Below are 18,379 nucleotides of genomic sequence, written 5' to 3'. Positions count from 1 at the left end.
GTAGGTCAAGCATGCGCGTGGAAACCGGCGGGAATTTGCCCGGTCGGCGGCCTAATGTGGAACACCTGGAACACAGTCTTGGGGCAAAAACCGCCAGGGAGGAAAAACAGGCTCCATCCGGCGGAATTGCGTGCTTTTTCCGGTTCCCATTCATGGCCTGAGGGCCTAGCCAATAGGCGACTGTGTAGGAAAGGAACCGGCCTTGACCAAGACTCGCGACGAAGCCTGGGAGGCACTTGCCCTCCATCCCGATCCCACGCTGGCAGAGCTGTTCGATGCCGACGAGGACCGGGTCGACAAGCTTTCCGCGCGTCTGGAACTGGCCGAGGGCGGGATCCTGTTCGACTGGTCGAAAACGCACCTGACTGACGGCCTGCTGGCCGATTTCGAGGCGCTGGCGGAAGCCGCCGGCTTTGCCGAGATGCGCGCGAAGCTGTTTGCGGGCGAAGTGGTGAACCCCACCGAAGGCCGCGCGGCCGAGCATTCCGCGCTGCGCGGCGTCGGCAAGGATTCGAGCGTCGAGGAAGCCGAGGCGCTGCGACACCGGATGAAGCTGCTGGTGGAAGCCATTCACGCCGGCGCGCTGGGCGAGGTGAAGCACCTGATCCACGTCGGCATCGGCGGCAGTGCGCTGGGCCCGGCACTGGCGGTGGACGCGCTCAGCCGCGACTTGGCGCTGGTCGACGTGCACGTCGTCTCCAACATCGACGGTGTCGCGCTGGAAGAGGCATTTGCCGCCTGCGACCCGGCCACCACGCTGGTTGCCGTAGCCTCCAAGACCTTCACCACCATCGAGACGATGACCAACGCCCACAGCGCGTTGAAGTGGCTGGCTGACAATGGCGTGTCCGACCCGACCGGCCGCGTCATCGCGCTCACCGCCGCGCCGGAGAAAGCCGTGGAATGGGGCGTGGACGAAACCCGCATCCTGCCGTTCGCGGAGAGCGTGGGCGGCCGCTACTCGATGTGGTCCTCCATCGGTTTCCCCATCGCCATCGCGGTAGGCTGGGAAGATTTCGAGCACATGCTCGACGGCGCGGCGCGCGTGGACGCGCACTTCCGCGATACCGACGGGCGTGACAACCTGCCGCTGCGCGCGGCCTTTGCCGACATTTTCTACACCCGCCTGCGCGGTGCGCAGACCCGCGCGGTCTTCGCCTACGATGAACGCCTGCGCCTGTTGCCTGACTACCTCCAGCAGTTGGAGATGGAATCGAACGGCAAGCGCGTGACTGTCGCGGGCGAACCGTCCGGCCCCACCGCGCCGATCACCTGGGGCGGGGTTGGCACCGATGCGCAGCACGCGGTGTTCCAGCTGCTGCACCAGGGCACGCACCTCGTTCCCATCGACTTCATCGCCAGTATCGCGCCCGGTGACGAACTGGACCCGGCACACCACCACATCCTGCTGATGAACTGCTTTGCGCAGGGTGCCGCGCTGATGAGCGGTCGCCAGTCGGACGATCCGCACCGCAGCTATCCGGGCAACCGCCCTTCGGCGACGATCCTGGTCGACGACCTCGACGCGGCAACCTTCGGCGCGCTGATCGCCTTTGCCGAACACCGCACCTTCGCCAATGCCGTGCTGATGGACATCAACCCCTTCGACCAGTTCGGCGTCGAACTGGGCAAGGAAATCGCCAAGAAGATCGAGGCTGGCGGCGAGAAGTTCGATGCGAGCACCGAGGCGCTGCTGAAGGCGGCAGGACTGAGTTGAGCACTTCCCCACTCTTTACGCCGTTCCGGCTGAAAGGGCTGGAGCTGGCCAACCGCTTTGTCATGCCCGCCATGCAGCGCGGAATGTGTGGGGATGGGCGGCCAACCGCGGCGCTGGCGGAATACTACGCGCGGCGGGCGGAGGGTGGCACTTTGCTGATCATCGGCGAGAGCGCGGCGGTGGACCATCCCTCGGCAACGGTGCAGCCGACCTCGGCGCATATCAACGCCGGCACCGCCGACGCATGGAAGGCTTGCGTCGATACGGTGGGCGAGGCTGGTGGGGCCATGTTCCTGCAACTGTGGCACGAGGGCGCCATGCGGACGGACGGGCAGGCGGTCAGCGCTTCGGGGCTGGCCTATCCCGGCAAGCAAAGCGGCCGCGCGGCGACGCTCGACGAGCTGGCGGAGATCCGCGATGCCTTCGTGCGTTCGGCGCGGATCGCGCAGCAGATCGGCGCGGCGGGGGTCGAGGTCCACGCCGCGCACGGCTATTTCCTCGACCAGTTCCTCTGGGCGGGCAGCAACCGCCGCGATGACGGCTATGGCGGCGACGACATCGCCCACCGCGCGCGCTTTCCCGCCGAGATCATTGCCGCCATCCGGGAAGCTTGCGGCGAGGACTTCGTCATCTCGATCCGCTTCTCGCAGTGGAAGGAGGCCGACTACTGTGCGCGCATAGCGCAGTCCCCGGCCGAACTTGAAACGATGACCCGGATGTTCGCCGATGCCGGTGCGGACGTGCTCCACGCTTCCAACCGCCGCTTCTGGGAGCCGGAGTGGGACGGCGACCCGCGCAACCTGGCGGGGTGGGTGCGCGAGGTCTCAGGATTGCCGTCGATCACGGTCGGCTCGGTCGGCCTCGATACCGACGTGATGGACACCTTCACGCAGGATGCCGAACCCGGCGCGCGGGTGGCGGAGGCGATTGTCGATCTCGAAAAGCGCCTATCGGCGGGCGAATTCGATCTCGTTGCCGTGGGGCGCGCGCTGATCGGGGACCCCGACTTCGTCCGCAAGATCGAAGCAGGCGACTACGATGCCGTCCGCACTTTCCAGCGCGCCGACCTCGGCCAGCTGGAATGGGACATGTCCATCGTCGAGGAAGCGCACGCGGCTGCGGACTAGCTCCGCGTCGGCACTTGGTGCGCGGGCATTGGTAGGACGAGGCCAAGCAGGGGCAGGACCACCATGGCTCCGCCAGAAGCCAGCAGGGCACCCGCCACGCCGAACTCCTCCGCGTAGTGCCCCCACAGCCAGGCACCTGCCGCCAGTCCGCCGAAGGTGACGGCGCTCGCCAACGCCACTGTCCGCCCGACGACCGCCTGCGGTGCCCAGAGCTGGGCGGCGACCGAGAAGCCGGATAGCGCCTGCACCCATCCCGCGCCGCCGATCACCAGCAGGGCCAGCGTCGGTACGAGTCCGGGCTTCAGCGAAACCGCGATGACCGCGAGGCCGTAGATCACGCCCGCCGCGCAGGTAATCGCCTCGGCACTGAAGCGCTGGCGAAACCACGTGGCGCTGGCCGCTCCGATCACCGCGCCAAGGCCGAGCGCGCCCAGCAGCAGGCCATAGATCGACGGCCCTTGCGCCATGATCCGGTCAGCCACCAGCGGCATCAGCGCCCAGGCCGCCGCACCGGCCATGGTGAAGGCCAAGGCGCGCAGCAGGATCGTGCGGATTTCCTTCGAGGCAAAGGCGTGGCGCAGCCCTTCGGCGACCATGGCCCCAAGAGGGCGGGCCTCGGGCACCGGCTCTTGCTTGGGTCGCCACCGGAGGAACAGCGCGATGGCGACCACATAGCATCCGGCGTTGACGAGGAAGGCCGCGCTTGCGCCACCGGCCGCGACGATGCCGCCGCCGATGGCCGGCCCCACGGCGCGCGCGGTGTTGAAGATCAGGATGTTCAGCGCCACCGCCGCCGCCAATTGGGTCGCGGGAACGGTGCTGCGAATGCTCGCCCCCGTCGCCGGGGTCATCGTGGCGATACCGCAGGCCAGCAGCGCGGTGAGGACGATGATCGCCCATGCCGGGGCATTGCCGCTCCATGCCAGCGCCGCCAGCAGCAGCGACATGACCAGCATCGTTGCCTGCGCCGTCAGGATGACACGCCGCCGGTCATGCATGTCGGCCCAGGCTCCGGCGGGCAGGGCGAGCAGCAGGATCGGCAGGTTCAGCGCAGTCTGCACCAGCGCCACGACGTCGGCCGGCTGCCCGTCGGCGGTGAGTTGCCAGGAAGCGCCCACCGACTGGATCGAATTGCCGAGGTTGGCCAGCAGCACGCCCGCCATCAGCAGCGCGAACATGCCGTGCGCCAGCGGCGCGAAGGTGGTGGACCGGACCATTCGCGGGACGACTAACCGAAGGTAAGGACGAAGAACATCGCTGCCAGGGCCGCCATCACCGTGATGGCCACCAAGGCCCAGATGCGTACGATGGAGGAGGGCCGCGCTTCGTCGGGCAGGTCGCAGCGGGTCACCACCAGGTAGTTGAGAAACGCCAGCAGCGGAGCGACGACGAAGGTGGCCGAGGTCACGAAATCGAGGAAGACGGTGAACTCGCTCATCAGCGTGAACAGCGCCAGGATGGCCAGCCCGACGAGGGCGAAACACGAAAGCATGTAGGCGCGGCGGGTGCCGATCTCGTCCCCGCGATGCTGCCAGGCGGCAATCGCGGCGGGCAGGGTGCGGCAATAGGCATCGACGGCGGCGATCACCGTGGTCGCCATCACCGACAGCGCGGCGATCGCGGCGAGCACGGCGGCGCCGTCGCCCAAGGCCTCGCGGTAGAGGTTGACCAGCTGACCGGCGAAGCCCGGCGCATCGCTGACGGGCGAGATGTCCTGCGCGTGCATTACCCCTGCACCCATGATGCAGAAGCACACGGCCATGAAGCTGGTCATGATGAAGGGCCAGCGGAAGCTCTGTCTTGCCTCGTCGATGTGCGGGTGGGCCTCGGACGGCAGGGTGCGATCGGCCTCGACCTTCCACAGCGACAGCGGCACGGCGACGTCCATCGGGTTGGGCATGAACCCGGCGAGCGCGACGATGAACAGCAGGGCAGCCGTCTCGCGCGTCCAGGTGAAGTCGGCGACGGTGCCCCATTCCACGCGGGGCAGCACCATGGCCGTCGTGATCAGCGTGGAAATCACGAGGAACGCCAGCATCACGGCATTGACCCGGTCGAGCACGCGGTAACCGCCAAGCAGCAGCAACAGCGATGCCGCGACCAGGATCAGCGCACCCAGGACCGGCACCGGCAGTATCGGGCCGAACACCGCCGACATGATTCCCGCCGTCGCCGCCGCCAGTGCGGCCCAGACGATCGGCACCAGCGGGATTACCGCGACAAGGAACAGCGCCAGCGCCCACAGTCCCAGCTCGCGATAACCGGTCAACAGCGATTGGCGTCGCGCGTGGGCGAAATCCACGCCGAAGCGGAAGGCCGGGTATTTCAGCAGGTTGGCGAGCACGATCACCACGATCAGCGCCGCGCCGAACATTGCCCCCGCGCGGGTCGACTGGACCAGGTGCGACGTGCCGATGGCCGCGCCCGTAAACAGCAGGCCCGGACCTGCCATGCGCCGAAATATTGCTGCTTTCACCGGCAATCCCCCAACTCCCGTTGGCGGAAGAGGTGCGCGCTGCCGGGCTTCGACGCAACCGAAATAATCGTGCTGGCAGGTGAAACGAATTGACTTTTCGCCCGGTCACGCCCACATGGCCGCCATCGAAGCGCATGGCAGCGTGAACAGGCGATCATCGCCCCGGCCGCGTTTCGGACGATATTCCACAAACTTCCCTTTTCACGCGGGCGGTTCCTGAACCCCGCGACCGCGCGCCCTGTCGGGCTGCGCGCAATCGCATATATTGCGAGTACCAAATCACATGACTCAGTTTTCCGATCTCGGGCTGTCGCAGCCCGTGCTCCAGGCCCTCGACATGAAGGGCTACGACACTCCCACGCCGATCCAGGAACAGGCCATCCCGGCCGTTCTCGACGGGCGCGACCTGCTTGGCATCGCCCAGACCGGCACCGGCAAGACCGCCGCCTTCATGCTGCCCAGCATCGATCGCCTGCGCGACGCCGACAACCGCATTCCCTTCAAGTCCTGCCGCATGCTGGTGCTGGCCCCCACGCGCGAGCTGGCGGGCCAGATCGCCCAGAGCGCCAAGGACTACGGCGCGCTTGCAGGCCTGAAGGTCCACTCCATCGTCGGCGGCACCTCGGTGAACAAGGATCGCAACAAGCTGCACCGCGGCTGCGACATCCTCGTCGCCACGCCGGGGCGCCTGCTCGACCTGATCGACCAGAAGGCATTCAACCTCTCGGGGCTCGAAATTCTCGTGCTCGACGAAGCCGACCAGATGCTGGACCTTGGCTTCATCCATGCGCTGCGCCGTATTCGCGAGCTGGCTCCGGCCGATCGTCAGACGCTGTTCTTCAGCGCCACCATGCCCAAGCAGATCAAGGAGCTGGTTTCCGGCTACTGCAACGATCCGGTGCAGGTGAGCGTCACCCCCGAAAGCACCACCGCGGAACGCATCGAGCAGTTCCTCTTCATGGTCCAGCAGGACGAAAAGCAGGCCCTGCTGGAGCTGATCCTCTCCGAAAAGCACCCGGTGCCGGGCGAGTTCGAGCGCGTGCTCATCTTCACCCGTACCAAGCACGGCGCGGATCGCGTGGTGAAGAAGCTGAGCCAGCGCGGCATCCCCGCCAATGCCATCCACGGCAACAAGAGCCAGCCGCAGCGCCAGCGTGCGCTCGACGAGTTCAAGCGGGCGAAGACCCCGATCCTCGTCGCCACCGACGTTGCCGCGCGCGGGATCGACATTCCGGGTGTCAGCCATGTCATCAATTACGAGCTGCCCAACGTGCCGGAGCAGTACGTCCACCGTATCGGCCGTACCGCGCGAGCAGGTGCCGACGGCGTGGCGATTGCATTCTGCGCCGAGGACGAACGCGCCTACCTGAAGGATATCCGCAAGCAGACCGACGCCGAGTTCGAGCGCCTGCCGCTGCCGGAAAACTTCCGCGCCGTGGTGGAGGGCGTCGGCCCGACCAAGCCCGAACCGCGCCAGCCGCGTCAGCGGGTGAAGCCCAAGCCGCGCAATGCCCCGTCCGGCACAGGTGCGCCGCGCGGTACGCGCAGCGAGCACAAGCGCGGTGGCCCCAAGCGGGGCGGCCCGAAGCGTGGCGGCAGCAAGCCCGGCGGACAGCGTCCGGGCAAGCCCAACCGTCGCAACAACCGCCGCAGCGGTTCGCCAAATGGCTAGCGGCCAAGGGTAGCGCTATCTTAACCAAGCACTGCCAGACCGGTGGGGTGGCCGCATGGCCTTTCCACCGGTTCGCAGGGGCTTGCAGAAGCAATGATCAGGACGAAAACCACCGTGGTGGTCGGCGCTGGCGCGGCAGTAGAAATCGACCTGCCGGACCCGCGAGAGCTTCTGAACAGGGTAGCCCAAGGTTTTGATTTTCAACGTCTCGGGACCGATCTCGAGACGGAGGAGATGCGCGACTTCGATGCCTTCTTCAAGAAGGTGAAGGGCAAGCGCGAGGCCTTGCACGAAGCCGCCATCCGTATCCGCGCCGGTTCGCGCCTCAGTTCCTCCATGCACGCGCTGTTGCAGCAGCACGGCGACGACCAGCACGTGCTGGCAGTCGGCAAGCTGGCCATGGCCTATTACACCCTGCGGGCCGAAGCCCATTCGCTGGTGGAGAGCGAGCCGCGCGATCCGGGCGACATGCCCCTGCGCGGCAGCGAGAACTGGCTGTTCCAGCTTGCCCGCATGGTGGTGGACGGCGTTCCGCGCGCCCGGGCGGAAAGCTGCTTCGACAACCTCCATATCGTCAACTTCAACACTGACCGGGCGATCCAGCATTACATGCCCTGGGCGCTCAGCAGCGCATTCGGCATGGATGTGACCGAGGCGCAGGAACTGTGTGCGGAGAAGCTCAAGGTGATCCAGCCCTTCGGCCGCGCCGGCCGGTTGGACTGGCAACCCGGAAGCGAGGAAGTGGCCGACTGGGGCGCACAGGACAGCGACAAGCTGTTTACTCTGGCCGAGTGTATCCGCACTGCCGGGGAATTCCTCGACGACCGCGCTGCCCGGGCCACTCTCTACAACGGCCTTGGCAAGGCGCGGCGCATCGTCTTCCTCGGCTTCGGCTTCAATGCGATGGAAACCGCGCTGCTGTTCGACGAACGGTTGACGCAGGCTCCCGAGGCACTTGCCGCCCTGCGCGAAAGCGAGACCGACCAGCACGACAATGTCCGCCGCGTGCTCAACGCGATTGGCGGTATCTCGACAGAGGCGATCATCGGCCTGCCGGTGACCCACAGCTGGAAGCTGCTGCGCGACTACAACGCCCTGCTGGAAAGCTGACCCTGGCATAGCGCCGGCTTGAAACCCTTGCCCCTCGGCTGGCGAATGGCCATGGACCCTTCCAACACGCCAGCAGCAGGAGCCAGCCAGCCGCCATGTCCGAATACGACTACGACCTCTTCACCATCGGTGCAGGCTCCGGCGGGGTCCGCGCCAGCCGCGTCGCCTCCGCCTACGGCGCGAAAGTGGCTGTGGCCGAGGAATACCGGGTGGGCGGCACCTGCGTGATCCGTGGCTGCGTGCCCAAGAAGATGCTCGTCTACGGCGCGCATTTCGCCGAGGACCTGGAGGATTGCCGCAACTTCGGTTGGGAGATCGAAGGCAAGAAGTTCGACTGGATCAAGCTGCGCGATGCCGTGCTCGCCGATGTCGACCGCCTCAATGGCGCCTACACCGACACGCTGGAGAACCACGGCGTCGAAATCATCAACGAACGCGCCGAGATCAGCGGCCCGCACGAGATTACCCTGGCCAGCGGCCGCAAGGTGACCGCGAAGTACATCCTGGTGGCTGTCGGTGCCCGCCCGTTCATGCCCCAATTCCCCGGTTCCGAACACGCGATCAGTTCCAACGAGGCCTTTCACCTCGACAAGGTGCCGGAATCGATCATCATCGCCGGGGGCGGCTACATCGCCAACGAATTTGCCGGCATCTTCAACGAGTTCGGCAGCAAGGTGACCATCGTCAACCGCAGCGACCAGCTGCTGCGCAGCTATGACGAGAGCCTGCGCGACCGGCTGCTGCAGATTTCGATCATGAAAGGCATCGATTTCAAGTTCAACACGCACTTCGAAAGCATCGAGAAGACCGAGGACGGCCAGTACAAGGTACGCTTCACCAGTGGTGAAGAGCGGGTCGTCGAGTGCGTGATGTTCGCCGTGGGCCGCGTGCCGAATATCGAGGGGCTGGGCCTCGAGAACGCCGGGGTCGAGCTGGGCGAGCGCGGCGAAATCAAGGTCGATCGTTTCAGCAAGACCAATGTCGATCACATCTATGCCGTCGGCGACGTGACCGACCGCGTGCAGCTGACCCCCGTCGCCATCCGCGAGGGCCAGGCCTTTGCCGACACCGTCTTTGGCGGGGGCGACCCGGTGGCCGTGGACCACAGCTGCATCCCCAGCGCCGTGTTCAGCCATCCGCCGATCGCTGCCGTGGGCCTTACCGAAGGCGAGGCGCGCAACCAGTGCGGCTCGGTGAAGATCTACCAGTCCGACTTCCGCCCGATGAAGAACGTCCTGGCCGGCCGCAACGAGCGCAGCCTATTCAAGATGGTCTGCGACGCAGCGGACGACCGCATCCTGGGCATCCACATGATCGCGCCCGAAGCGCCGGAGATGATGCAGGCCGCCGCCGTGGCGGTGAAGGCCGGTCTGACCAAGGCCGATTTCGACGCCACCACCGCGATCCATCCCAGCATGGCGGAAGAACTGGTGCTGCTGAAATAGCGGTCGGGCGGATTTCCGGGCGGTCGATTGACCGGGACTGTTTCTCGTGCAACGGCTTTCCCACCAAGAGGAGAGCCAATGTCCGCCAATATCGCTGAAATGGAACGTCGCCGTGCCGCTGCCAAGCTGGGTGGCGGGGAGAAGCGCATCGCCGCTCAGCACGCCAAGGGCAAGCTGACTGCGCGCGAGCGTCTCGACGTGCTGCTGGACGAGGGATCGTTCGAAGAGCTGGACACCTATGTCGAGCACGATTGCGTCGATTTCGGCATGCAGGAGCAGAAGATTCCCGGCGACGGCGTCGTTACCGGCAGCGGCACGATCAACGGGCGGCTGGTCTATGTCTTCAGCCAGGATTTTACCGTGTTCGGCGGATCGCTGTCGAAGCGCCACGCGGAGAAGATCTGCAAGGTCATGGAAATGGCCATGCGTGTTGGCGCGCCGGTCATCGGCCTCAACGACTCTGGCGGCGCGCGCATCCAGGAAGGCGTCGCCTCGCTGGGCGGCTATGCCGACGTGTTCCAGAAAAACGTGCTGGCATCGGGCGTGGTGCCGCAGCTCTCGCTGATCATGGGACCGTGCGCGGGCGGGGCGGTCTATTCCCCGGCGATGACCGACTTCATTTTCATGGTGAAGGACAGCTCGTACATGTTCGTCACCGGTCCGGAGGTGGTGAAGACCGTCACCAACGAGGAAGTGACGCAGGAAGAGCTGGGCGGGGCCGTGGTACACACCAGCAAAACCAGCGTCGCCGACCTGGCGCTGGAGAACGACATCGAGGCGCTGCTGGCCGCGCGTGAACTGATGGGCTTCCTGCCGTCGAACAACCGCGACGAACTGCCCGAGTTGCCGACCGAAGATCCGTGGGACCGCATCGAGGACAGTCTCGACACGCTGATCCCCGACAATGCCAACCAGCCCTATGACATCCGCGAAGTCATCACCAAGGTGGTGGACGAGGGCAACTTCTTCGAAGTGCAGCCTGCCTTCGGCGCCAACATCATCACCGGCTTCGGCCGGGTAGAGGGTCGCCCGGTAGGCTTCGTCGCCAACCAGCCGATGGTGCTGGCCGGCGTGCTGGACATCAACGCCAGCCGCAAGGCGGCGCGCTTCGTGCGCTTCTGCGATGCCTTCAACATTCCCATCGTCACGCTGGTGGACGTGCCCGGCTTCCTGCCCGGCACCGCGCAGGAGCATAACGGCATCATCAAGCACGGCGCGAAGCTGCTGTTCGCCTATGCCGAGGCGACCGTGCCCAAGATCACCATCATCACCCGCAAGGCCTATGGCGGCGCGTACGACGTGATGGCGTCAAAGCACCTGCGCGGGGACCTCAATTACGCCTGGCCGACCGCCGAAATCGCGGTGATGGGCGCGAAGGGCGCGGTGGAGATCATCTTCCGCAAGGACCGCGACGATCCGGACAAGATCGCCGAGAAAACGAAGGAATACGAAGACCGCTTCGCCAATCCCTTCGTGGCGGCGCAGCGCGGCTATATCGACGAGGTGATCTACCCGCATTCCACCCGCAAGCGTATCGCCTTGGGCCTGCGCAAGCTGCGGAACAAGCAGCTCCAGAACCCCTGGAAGAAGCACGACAACCTTCCCCTGTGAGGTGAACGATGGACCCGAGCATCTGGCTAACTCTCAATTCCTATGAAATCGGCCAGTGGATCGGGTCTGTCATCGGAATCTACCTGTTCAGCTGGCTGCTGGACCTCGCGATCGTCCGGCGGCTGGTGAAATCGAACCGGATTGCCGTGCTCGTCACCGTGCCGATCATGACCGTGGCCTTCGCCATGCGGCAGACCACTTCGGACAGTCCGTTGGCAGGCTTCGGCGTCTGGCTGATGATCGGCTTCGGCGTGATCGTGCTGGCGATCCGCTGGTTCCGCGCCGAAAAGGAATATGACGACAATGAGTACTGAGCCTTCCGCCGCCAAGGTCGCCTATGCGCTGGCTGACAATGTCGCGACACTGACGCTGAACCGGCCGGAGCGACTCAATGCCCTGACGCCGACGCTGTTCGGCGAATGGCAGACCGCGGTCGACCGGGCCGTGGAAGAGGGTGCGCGGGCCATCGTCGTCACCGGCGCGGGCAAGGCTTTTTGTGCAGGCGCGGATCTGCAGGGCGGGGATGGGCCGGAAGACGCCCTCTCGCGCGATCTCTCCGACCCGCTGGAAACGCATTACAACCCGATGATCCGCAAGCTGGCGGATTGCCCGGTACCGATCGTGTCGGCCATCAACGGGCCGGCCGTGGGCGCGGGCATGGGCTTTGCGCTGTCGGGCGACATCGCGGTAATGGCGCGCTCGGCCTACCTGATGCTCGCCTTCGTCAATATCGGCCTGGTGCCCGATGCCGGGTCCACCTGGCTGGTGGCCAGGGCCGTCGGCCGGGCCAAGGCACTGGAGCTGGCCCTCCTGGGCGGGGAAATCCCGGCGGACGAAGCGTTGCGCCTCGGCCTGGTGAACCGCGTGGTCGATGACGAGGCCGTGCTGGACGAGGCCTTGGCCATCGCCCGCAAGCTGGCCGACGGTCCTTCGCGGGCACTCGGACTGATCCGCAAACAGGTCGCCTTCGCGCTGGACCATGACTTCGACGCCGTGCTGGCAACCGAGGCGAAAAACCAGGCGATTGCCGGCGCCACGCAAGACTTCATGGAAGCCGTGATGGCCTTCCGCGAAAAGCGTCCCCCGCGCTTCCAGGGCAAGTAGGCGCTAGGCGGTTGCTTCGGCTTCCGGCTCCGCCTTGCCCATCAGCACGGGCGCGAGCACCAGCTTGAACAGCAGGAACACCACGCCGGCCGCGGCGGCAAAGCCCATGTGCATCAGCCAGAATTGCGTCACCGGCATGGTCTCGAACCAGCCGCCGACCCAGCCGACGATGGAATTGCCCATGAAGAAGGCCAGGAAATAGAGCCCGATCACCGTGCCGGATACCTGCTGCGGCGCCAATCGGGCGAACAGCGCCAGGCTGACCGGCAGGACGTGGGCAAAGCCGATGGAGTTCACGATGTGGAACATCACTGGCCAGAACAGCCCGATCTTCTCGCCTTCGGGCGTGGTTGCAGCCGCCATCCACAGGCAGGCCATGCCGCCCATCGAGAACAGCGAACCGATAATGATCTTGGTCAGCTCGTCCGGCTCCTGCCACTTTGTCTTCCACCAGCGATAGAAGGCCGCGACACCAGCGAGGAAGCTGACCGATACCACCGCGTCGAGCGTGATCAGCCAGGTGGTCGGCAGCTTTTCGTCACCCCAGTAGAGCGCGAACTGCTGGTCGCCCCAGACGAGGTAGGCGTTGAAGATCTGGTTGTTGGGCACGATGGCCAGCGCCAGCACCGGGATCAGGATCAGCAGGGCGATGGTGGCAAGCCAGTCGGTGCGGGTCATCGGCGGCTTGGGATCGGCCTTGGCCTTTTCCGCCGGCGGAGCGAAATGCTCGCGCGGCAGGTACTTTTGACCGGCGATGTAGATAATGCAGCCGATCACCATGCCGACGCCTGCCGCGCCGAAGCCCCAGTGCCAGCCCATGGTCTCACCCAGCGTGCCCACCACCAGCGGGCTGGCAATCACGCCGGCATTGATGCCGAGGTAGAAGATCTGGAACGCGTCGGCGCGGCGCAGGTCGTCCGGCTTGTAGAGGCTACCGACCTGGCTGGAGATGTTCCCCTTGAACATGCCGGAGCCGACGATCAGGCACAGCAATGCCAGCAGGAAGGTGACATTGAAGGCCATCAGGAAGTGGCCCACCGCCATGGTCAGCGCGCCCAGCAGCACCGTCCGCCGCTTGCCCAGCACCCGGTCAGCCAGCAGTCCCCCGAAGATCGGCGTCAGGTAGACGCTGGCGGCATAGGTGCCGAAGATGGCGCTGGCGAAGGCCTGGCCTTCCAGCCCGCCGTACAGCGCCCGCAGCTGCTCGATCCCGGCCACCTGCTCCACCTCTCCGGGCAGCAGCAGCGAATTGACCATGTACAGCACCAGCAGCGCCTGCATGCCGTAGAAACTGAATCGCTCCCACGCTTCGGTGAAGGCGAGGTAGCCCAGGCCCTTGGGATGGCCGAGGAACGAGGTGTCCTGCGGGTCGTGCAGTTCCGGGGTGGCTTCGGCAACGGTCATGGGCAGGCCCTTCGCGACTGGTTACGAGAGCAACTGCCTATCGCCTACCGCGGCGCCTGTCTCTCCCGGCGCGGATTATTTCCGCAGTTCTTCGTCGAGGAAGGCGGCGACGTCGCCCATGTCCACCTGCCGGTCCACGAAGGCGTCGCCGATGGACCGCAGCAGGATGAAGGGCAGGGTGCCGGCATCCATCTTCTTGTCGTGCATCATGTGCGAGGACAGGCCGTGGCCGGTGCACTTGAGGCCCAGCGAGGAGATTTCGGTCTGCAACCCGGCATTGCCGATGGCCTTGGCGACCCGTTCCGCGTCGCTGGCCGGGATATATCCCAGCCGCGCGGAATACCGAGCGGCAAGGACCATGCCGAGGGCGACGGCTTCGCCATGCAGCAGGTTGGCGGAAAAGCCCGTTTCGGCTTCCAGCGCATGGCCGAAGGTGTGGCCGAGGTTCAGCAAGGCGCGGCGGTCGGCGGTCTCGCGTTCGTCCTCGGCCACGATGCGGGCCTTGGCCTTCACGCTCTCGCTCACCGCATATTCCAGCGCCTCGGGTTCGCGGTCGATGACCTTGGGGCCGTTCTCTTCGCACCAGGCGAAGAAAGCGGCATCGCCCAGGATGCCGTACTTGATGATCTCGGCATAGCCGGCGCCCATCTCGCGCGCAGGGAGGGTGGAGAGCGTGCCCGTGTCGGCCAGCACCAGCGAGGGCTGGTGGAAGGCCCCCACCAGGTTCTTGCCTGCGCTGGTGTTGATGGCGGTCTTGCCGCCCACCGAGCTATCGACCTGCGCCAGCAGGGTGGTGGGAATCTGCACGAAGCCGCACCCGCGCTTGACCATCGACGCGGCGAAGCCGGTGAGATCGCCCACCACGCCGCCGCCCAGCGCGATGATGTGGTCGCCGCGTTCCACGCCCAGCGAGAGCAGCCATTCGACCAGCTTTTCCAGCACTTCCCAGCTTTTCGCTCCTTCGCCGGGTTCGGTGATGAACCAGTTGGCGCCGACGCCGAAGCGGTCCAGCGCCGCTTCCAGCGCCTCGCCATGGAACTGGTGCGAGTTCCGGTCGGCGACGACGGCGATTTCCTGCTTGCGCAGGTAGCCTGCCAGCGGGGTCTGCGGGTTGTCGAGCAGGCCCTTGCCGACGACCACGTCATAGCTGCGCCCGGCCAGTTCCACGCGGATTACAGCCATTCGTCGAGCTCCTTGAGTATGCGGGCCACCGCTTCGTTGTGCGGGCCCGAATTGCTTTGCACCTTGATCGGCGCCTGCGCGTAGCTGGCTTCCCGTTCGGCCTTCATCCGCGTCACGATCTCTCGGGTGTCCCCGCCGCGCAACAGCGGGCGGCGATCGTTGCGGCTGACCCGTTCGACCAGCGTATCGACGTCGCTGTCGAGCCAGATGGCGATTGCGTGTTCGAGGATCATCTCACGAGTGTCTTCCTGCACGAAGGCGCCGCCGCCGGTGGCGATCACGCAGTTGCAGCCCTGGTCCTCCAGCAGGCGGGCGATCACGCGCTTCTCGCCGTCGCGGAAATAGGCTTCGCCGAATTCGTCGAAGATTTCCGGGATCGACATGTTCGCCGCCTCGACGATTTCCTCGTCGGCGTCGACGAACTTCATCCCCAGCACGGCGGCCAGCTTCTTGCCGACCGTCGATTTGCCGACCCCCATCATCCCCACCAGCACCAGCGGTCGGTCGATCCGCTGCCGCAAGGCGCGGATTGTCGCATCGTCGGGGAGGGGTGTGCCGATGGTCATTGCCGCATGGCCTATAGATGGGCTAACCGCGCTGGCAAGCTTGTGCTGTGGAACAGCGATGACAAGGATGGGTCGATAGGGTGTCCAAGCGCCTGATGACGATTGCCGGTATCCTGCTGGTGCTGCTGGGCCTGTTCCTGGCGGTGGCCTGGTACGACGGCGGGCGCCAGGAAGAGCGCCTGATCGTGCAGCCGGTCGAAATTGCGGAGGAAGATGCGTGAAACGGGCCGTTTTGCTCATGACCGGGGCGGCATTGGCGCTGTCGTCATCGCTGGCGCTGGCCGGCGGGCCGGAAGACCTGCTGCCGCCGATCTTCCGCGATTCCCCGCCTCCGCCGCAGCCGCAGGCTGCCCCGACACCTACGCCGACCGCCGCGCGTACCGTTGCGCCCGCCCAGCCTGCGGCCCCGGCAGCGCCCGCCGCGCCGGGCAGCTCGCCCGTGGTGCAGCCGCTGCCCGATGCCGCGCCCGAACCGGCATTTCCCGGACAGATCGCCCTGCCGGCAGATTTCCCCTCGCTCGAAGAGCTGGAGGAAATGGATGACGATGAGATCAACGAACTGCTGGGCCTGCGTCCGAAGTTCGACATTCCGGCCGCCGCGCGCCGCCAGGTGGCGCAGGTGGGCGTCATCGCTGCCGGCGAGGGCGGTTTCCCGGCCCGTTCGCTGGCAAACCAGCCGGCCAGCCTCGTGCGCGCTGCCTTGCAGGCGGGCAACGGGCCGCTGGTCTCGCGCTGGGGACACATCCTCTATCGCCGTGCTCTCGCCAGCCGGCTCGATGCGCCGCGCGGTCTCGACCCGGTGGAATTCGCTGCGTTGCGCGCGCAGGCCCTTGTCAACATGGGCGAAAGCGCGGTCGCACGGGCGCTGGTGCAGGACGTGGATGGCTCGGAATACAATTCCAGGCTCACCAACGCTGCCTTCGACGCTTACCTGTTGTCGGGCGATATCCTGGGCATGTGTCCGGTCGCTCGCCTGCACGGCGAATTCCGCGACGATCCGGAGTGGGAACTGCTGCAGGCAATCTGCTCCGCCTATCTCGGGGAACCGCGCAGCGCCGATCGCCGCCTGCAACGCGCGCTGGGAACCGGGCTGGCCGAAGAAATCGACGTGCGACTGGCCCAGCGGTTCGCTGGTGCCGCGGGCGATGGCAGCCGCGCGGTCAATATCGAGTGGGACGAGGTCGACGAGATCACGCCATGGCGTTTCGCCCTGTCGCGCACGCTCAGCGAGACCCTGCCGGAGGACCTGACGGAGAACCTCGGCTCGCGCTATCGCATGTCCGAGATGCTGATCCCGGCCACGCCGCTGCTGCGCCGCGTACAGGTGGCGGATACGGCTGCGGCCCGCGGCGTGCTGTCGTCGGCGGCCATGGTCGATCTCTATTCCCAACTCTGGGCCAGCGACATCTATGACGCGGCGGACAAGGACCTGCCCGCAGAGCTTCGCGAAGCCTATGTCGCCAGCTCCCCGGCGGGTCGTCTGGCGGCAATGCAGCGCCTGTGGGGCGACGAAATGGACTACGGGCGCATGGTGCTGACCGCCTATGCGGCAGCCCGCCTGCCCGTCAGCGACGCCATGGAAGACGATGCCGCGGACATCATCGCCTCCATGCTCACCGCAGGCCTCGATCGCAATGCGCTGCGCTGGAGTGAAGCCGTCTCCGAGGGGAGCGAGGCCTGGGCCTTGCTCGCCCTGGTGCAACCCAGCGGCGCTGTCGGGCGCGGCGGGGTGGACAGCTTCATCGACGACGACGGCAGCGACGACCAGCGCAAGTCCGCTTTCCTTGTCGCGGGCCTTGCCGGCCTGGGACGGCTCGACAGTGGCGACGTTGCCGATTTCTCGGAGCGGCTCGAACTGAACCTGCAACGCAGCAGCGCCTGGAGCGAGAAGATAACCCGCGCGAGCGAGCTGCGTAATGCCACGCTCGTCGCGCTGCTGGCCGGGTTGGGCATGCAAGGCACCAGCTGGGATCAGATGACCCCGCGCCACCTCTATTTCATCGTCCGTTCGCTCAGTGCGACGGGAATGGAAGCCGAGGCCCGCATGATCGCCGCGGAGGCGGTGGCGCGCGTATAGTCATGGGCAGCGCCATCGACAGCTTCCTCGCCATGCTCGCAGCAGAGCGCGGCGCGGCAGCGAACACGCTGGCGGCCTATCGGCGGGATCTGGAAGGTAGCGAAGACGTGGTCGGCGCGCTGGAAACGGCGTCGCGGGAGGACCTGGCAAGGCTGCCGGGTGCCTGGGCCGACCTGGCGCCAGCCACGGTGGCGCGCAAGATTTCCGCGCTGCGTCAGTTCTACGGCTTCTGCATCGACGACGGCTTGCGCGAGGACGATCCATCGACGGCTCTTCCTCGCCCGCAAGCACGGCGACCGCTGCCCAAGATCTTGACGCATGCGGAGGTCGAGGCGCTGTTCAAGACCGCCGAGGACGAGGCTGCCAGCGAACGTCCGGCAGCCGTGCGCATGCTGGCCTTGCTGGAACTGCTTTACGGTTCGGGCCTGCGGGCAACCGAGCTGGTGGCCCTGCCGGTCAGCGCCGTTCCGCGCGATGCACCGTTCCTCACGATTACCGGCAAGGGCGGACAGCAGCGCATGGTGCCCGTCTCGCGCCGGGCGCAAGCGGCGATTTCACGCTGGATGGAGGTGCGGCCGGGCGGTTCAGTCTTCCTCTTCCCCTCGCGAGCGAAGCACCTGTCCCGCATCCGGTTGTACCAGCTGGTGAAGGAGCTGGCCGCGCGCGCGGGAATCGATCCGGCCAAGGTCAGCCCGCACGTGCTGCGCCATGCCTTTGCCACCCACCTGCTGGAGGGCGGGGCGGACCTGCGGGTGCTGCAAACCCTGCTGGGCCATGCCGATATCGCCACCACGCAAATCTATACCCACGTCGATTCCGCGCGCCTTGTTGCGCTGGTGAACGAACGGCATCCCCTTGCAGGCGGGCGCGGGGCGAGCTAGCGGCTGT

16 protein-coding genes are annotated in these 18,379 nt (G+C 66.2%); 11 read left to right on the top strand and 5 right to left on the bottom strand.

Going from position 1 to position 18,379, the window contains the following annotated elements; translation table 11 throughout:
• Window positions 1-202: 202 nt before the first annotated feature.
• Both pgi and OZN62_RS03055 read left to right on the top strand, forming a co-directional pair.
• Window positions 203-1,717, top strand: coding sequence for a glucose-6-phosphate isomerase (pgi, locus tag OZN62_RS03060; protein ID WP_269101284.1), 1,515 nt, complete (start codon window positions 203-205; stop codon window positions 1,715-1,717).
• The gene (locus OZN62_RS03055) at window positions 1,714-2,844 is read left to right on the top strand and encodes an oxidoreductase (protein WP_269101283.1); all 1,131 of its coding nucleotides are present in this window, start codon (window positions 1,714-1,716) and stop codon (window positions 2,842-2,844) included. Before pgi ends, OZN62_RS03055 begins: the two co-directional genes overlap by 4 nt.
• Here the strand turns inward: OZN62_RS03055 and OZN62_RS03050 are convergent.
• Together OZN62_RS03050 and OZN62_RS03045 are read right to left on the bottom strand one after the other, a co-directional pair.
• Window positions 2,841-4,061 carry an MFS transporter gene (locus OZN62_RS03050; RefSeq protein WP_269101282.1) on the bottom strand — a complete coding sequence of 407 codons (1,221 nt, stop codon included), beginning with the start codon at window positions 4,059-4,061 and terminating at the stop codon, window positions 2,841-2,843. The genes OZN62_RS03055 and OZN62_RS03050 overlap by 4 nt on opposite strands.
• An 11-nt stretch (window positions 4,062-4,072) precedes the next feature.
• Window positions 4,073-5,296: a hypothetical protein gene (locus OZN62_RS03045; RefSeq protein ID WP_269101281.1), complete on the bottom strand. Its 1,224-nt coding sequence runs from the start codon at window positions 5,294-5,296 to the stop codon at window positions 4,073-4,075.
• Window positions 5,297-5,603: 307 nt separating this feature from the next.
• On the opposite strand from OZN62_RS03045, the gene OZN62_RS03040 reads away from it, so the two are divergent.
• From OZN62_RS03040 to OZN62_RS03015, 6 genes are all read left to right on the top strand, one after another.
• The gene (locus OZN62_RS03040; protein ID WP_269101280.1) at window positions 5,604-6,992 is read left to right on the top strand and encodes a DEAD/DEAH box helicase; all 1,389 of its coding nucleotides are present in this window, start codon (window positions 5,604-5,606) and stop codon (window positions 6,990-6,992) included.
• A 93-nt stretch (window positions 6,993-7,085) separates the two neighbouring features.
• The gene (locus OZN62_RS03035; protein WP_269101279.1) at window positions 7,086-8,102 is read left to right on the top strand and encodes a hypothetical protein; all 1,017 of its coding nucleotides are present in this window, start codon (window positions 7,086-7,088) and stop codon (window positions 8,100-8,102) included.
• A 95-nt stretch (window positions 8,103-8,197) separates the two neighbouring features.
• Window positions 8,198-9,547 (top strand): glutathione-disulfide reductase, encoded by a 1,350-nt coding sequence (gorA, locus tag OZN62_RS03030; RefSeq protein ID WP_269101278.1) that lies wholly within the window; start codon window positions 8,198-8,200, stop codon window positions 9,545-9,547.
• 78 nt (window positions 9,548-9,625) lie between these two features.
• On the top strand, window positions 9,626-11,158 hold the full coding sequence (locus OZN62_RS03025) for an acyl-CoA carboxylase subunit beta (protein WP_269101277.1): 1,533 nt from the start codon (window positions 9,626-9,628) through the stop codon (window positions 11,156-11,158).
• A gap of 8 nt (window positions 11,159-11,166) precedes the next feature.
• Complete coding sequence (locus OZN62_RS03020) at window positions 11,167-11,472, top strand: hypothetical protein (RefSeq protein ID WP_269101276.1); 306 nt, start codon at window positions 11,167-11,169, stop codon at window positions 11,470-11,472.
• On the top strand, window positions 11,462-12,262 hold the full coding sequence (locus OZN62_RS03015; protein ID WP_269101275.1) for an enoyl-CoA hydratase-related protein: 801 nt from the start codon (window positions 11,462-11,464) through the stop codon (window positions 12,260-12,262). The genes OZN62_RS03020 and OZN62_RS03015 overlap by 11 nt, the downstream gene beginning before the upstream one ends.
• 3 nt (window positions 12,263-12,265) lie before the next feature.
• Here the strand turns inward: OZN62_RS03015 and OZN62_RS03010 are convergent, their stop codons facing one another.
• From OZN62_RS03010 to OZN62_RS03000, 3 genes are all read right to left on the bottom strand, one after another.
• On the bottom strand, window positions 12,266-13,666 hold the full coding sequence (locus OZN62_RS03010) for a peptide MFS transporter (protein WP_269101274.1): 1,401 nt from the start codon (window positions 13,664-13,666) through the stop codon (window positions 12,266-12,268).
• 75 nt (window positions 13,667-13,741) lie between these two features.
• Window positions 13,742-14,848 (bottom strand): 3-dehydroquinate synthase, encoded by a 1,107-nt coding sequence (gene aroB / locus OZN62_RS03005; protein WP_269101273.1) that lies wholly within the window; start codon window positions 14,846-14,848, stop codon window positions 13,742-13,744.
• Window positions 14,839-15,414, bottom strand: coding sequence for a shikimate kinase (locus tag OZN62_RS03000; RefSeq protein ID WP_269101272.1), 576 nt, complete (start codon window positions 15,412-15,414; stop codon window positions 14,839-14,841). The genes aroB and OZN62_RS03000 overlap by 10 nt, the downstream gene beginning before the upstream one ends.
• 80 nt (window positions 15,415-15,494) lie before the next feature.
• Here OZN62_RS03000 and OZN62_RS02995 point away from each other — a divergent pair, with 80 nt between their 5' ends.
• The 3 genes from OZN62_RS02995 to OZN62_RS02985 are packed head-to-tail and all read left to right on the top strand — an operon-like array spanning window position 15,495 to window position 18,372.
• Window positions 15,495-15,635: a hypothetical protein gene (locus OZN62_RS02995; RefSeq protein WP_269101271.1), complete on the top strand. Its 141-nt coding sequence runs from the start codon at window positions 15,495-15,497 to the stop codon at window positions 15,633-15,635.
• On the top strand, window positions 15,632-17,491 hold the full coding sequence (locus OZN62_RS02990; RefSeq protein ID WP_330848756.1) for a hypothetical protein: 1,860 nt from the start codon (window positions 15,632-15,634) through the stop codon (window positions 17,489-17,491). The genes OZN62_RS02995 and OZN62_RS02990 overlap by 4 nt, the downstream gene beginning before the upstream one ends.
• A gap of 2 nt (window positions 17,492-17,493) precedes the next feature.
• Complete coding sequence (locus tag OZN62_RS02985; RefSeq protein WP_269101270.1) at window positions 17,494-18,372, top strand: tyrosine recombinase; 879 nt, start codon at window positions 17,494-17,496, stop codon at window positions 18,370-18,372.
• Window positions 18,373-18,379: the final 7 nt, after the last annotated feature.

The sequence above is a fragment of the Aurantiacibacter sp. MUD11 genome (assembly GCF_026967575.1).
Lineage (GTDB): Bacteria > Pseudomonadota > Alphaproteobacteria > Sphingomonadales > Sphingomonadaceae > Alteraurantiacibacter.
The sequence above is the reverse complement of the archived record's forward strand: the minus strand, read 5'-3'. Positions and strand labels throughout refer to the sequence as shown.

Excerpts from the sequence above, each read along its gene's own strand:
- OZN62_RS03050 (WP_269101282.1), bottom strand. The coding sequence starts at position 4,061 with ATGGTCCGGTCCACCACCTTCGCGCCGCTGGCGCACGGCATGTTCGCG.
- OZN62_RS03045 (WP_269101281.1), bottom strand. The coding sequence starts at position 5,296 with ATGGCAGGTCCGGGCCTGCTGTTTACGGGCGCGGCCATCGGCACGTCG.
- OZN62_RS03040 (WP_269101280.1), top strand. The coding sequence starts at position 5,604 with ATGACTCAGTTTTCCGATCTCGGGCTGTCGCAGCCCGTGCTCCAGGCC.
- OZN62_RS03035 (WP_269101279.1), top strand. The coding sequence starts at position 7,086 with ATGATCAGGACGAAAACCACCGTGGTGGTCGGCGCTGGCGCGGCAGTA.
- gorA (WP_269101278.1), top strand. The coding sequence starts at position 8,198 with ATGTCCGAATACGACTACGACCTCTTCACCATCGGTGCAGGCTCCGGC.
- OZN62_RS03025 (WP_269101277.1), top strand. The coding sequence starts at position 9,626 with ATGTCCGCCAATATCGCTGAAATGGAACGTCGCCGTGCCGCTGCCAAG.
- OZN62_RS03020 (WP_269101276.1), top strand. The coding sequence starts at position 11,167 with ATGGACCCGAGCATCTGGCTAACTCTCAATTCCTATGAAATCGGCCAG.
- OZN62_RS03015 (WP_269101275.1), top strand. The coding sequence starts at position 11,462 with ATGAGTACTGAGCCTTCCGCCGCCAAGGTCGCCTATGCGCTGGCTGAC.
- OZN62_RS03010 (WP_269101274.1), bottom strand. The coding sequence starts at position 13,666 with ATGACCGTTGCCGAAGCCACCCCGGAACTGCACGACCCGCAGGACACC.
- aroB (WP_269101273.1), bottom strand. The coding sequence starts at position 14,848 with ATGGCTGTAATCCGCGTGGAACTGGCCGGGCGCAGCTATGACGTGGTC.
- OZN62_RS03000 (WP_269101272.1), bottom strand. The coding sequence starts at position 15,414 with ATGACCATCGGCACACCCCTCCCCGACGATGCGACAATCCGCGCCTTG.
- OZN62_RS02985 (WP_269101270.1), top strand. The coding sequence starts at position 17,494 with ATGGGCAGCGCCATCGACAGCTTCCTCGCCATGCTCGCAGCAGAGCGC.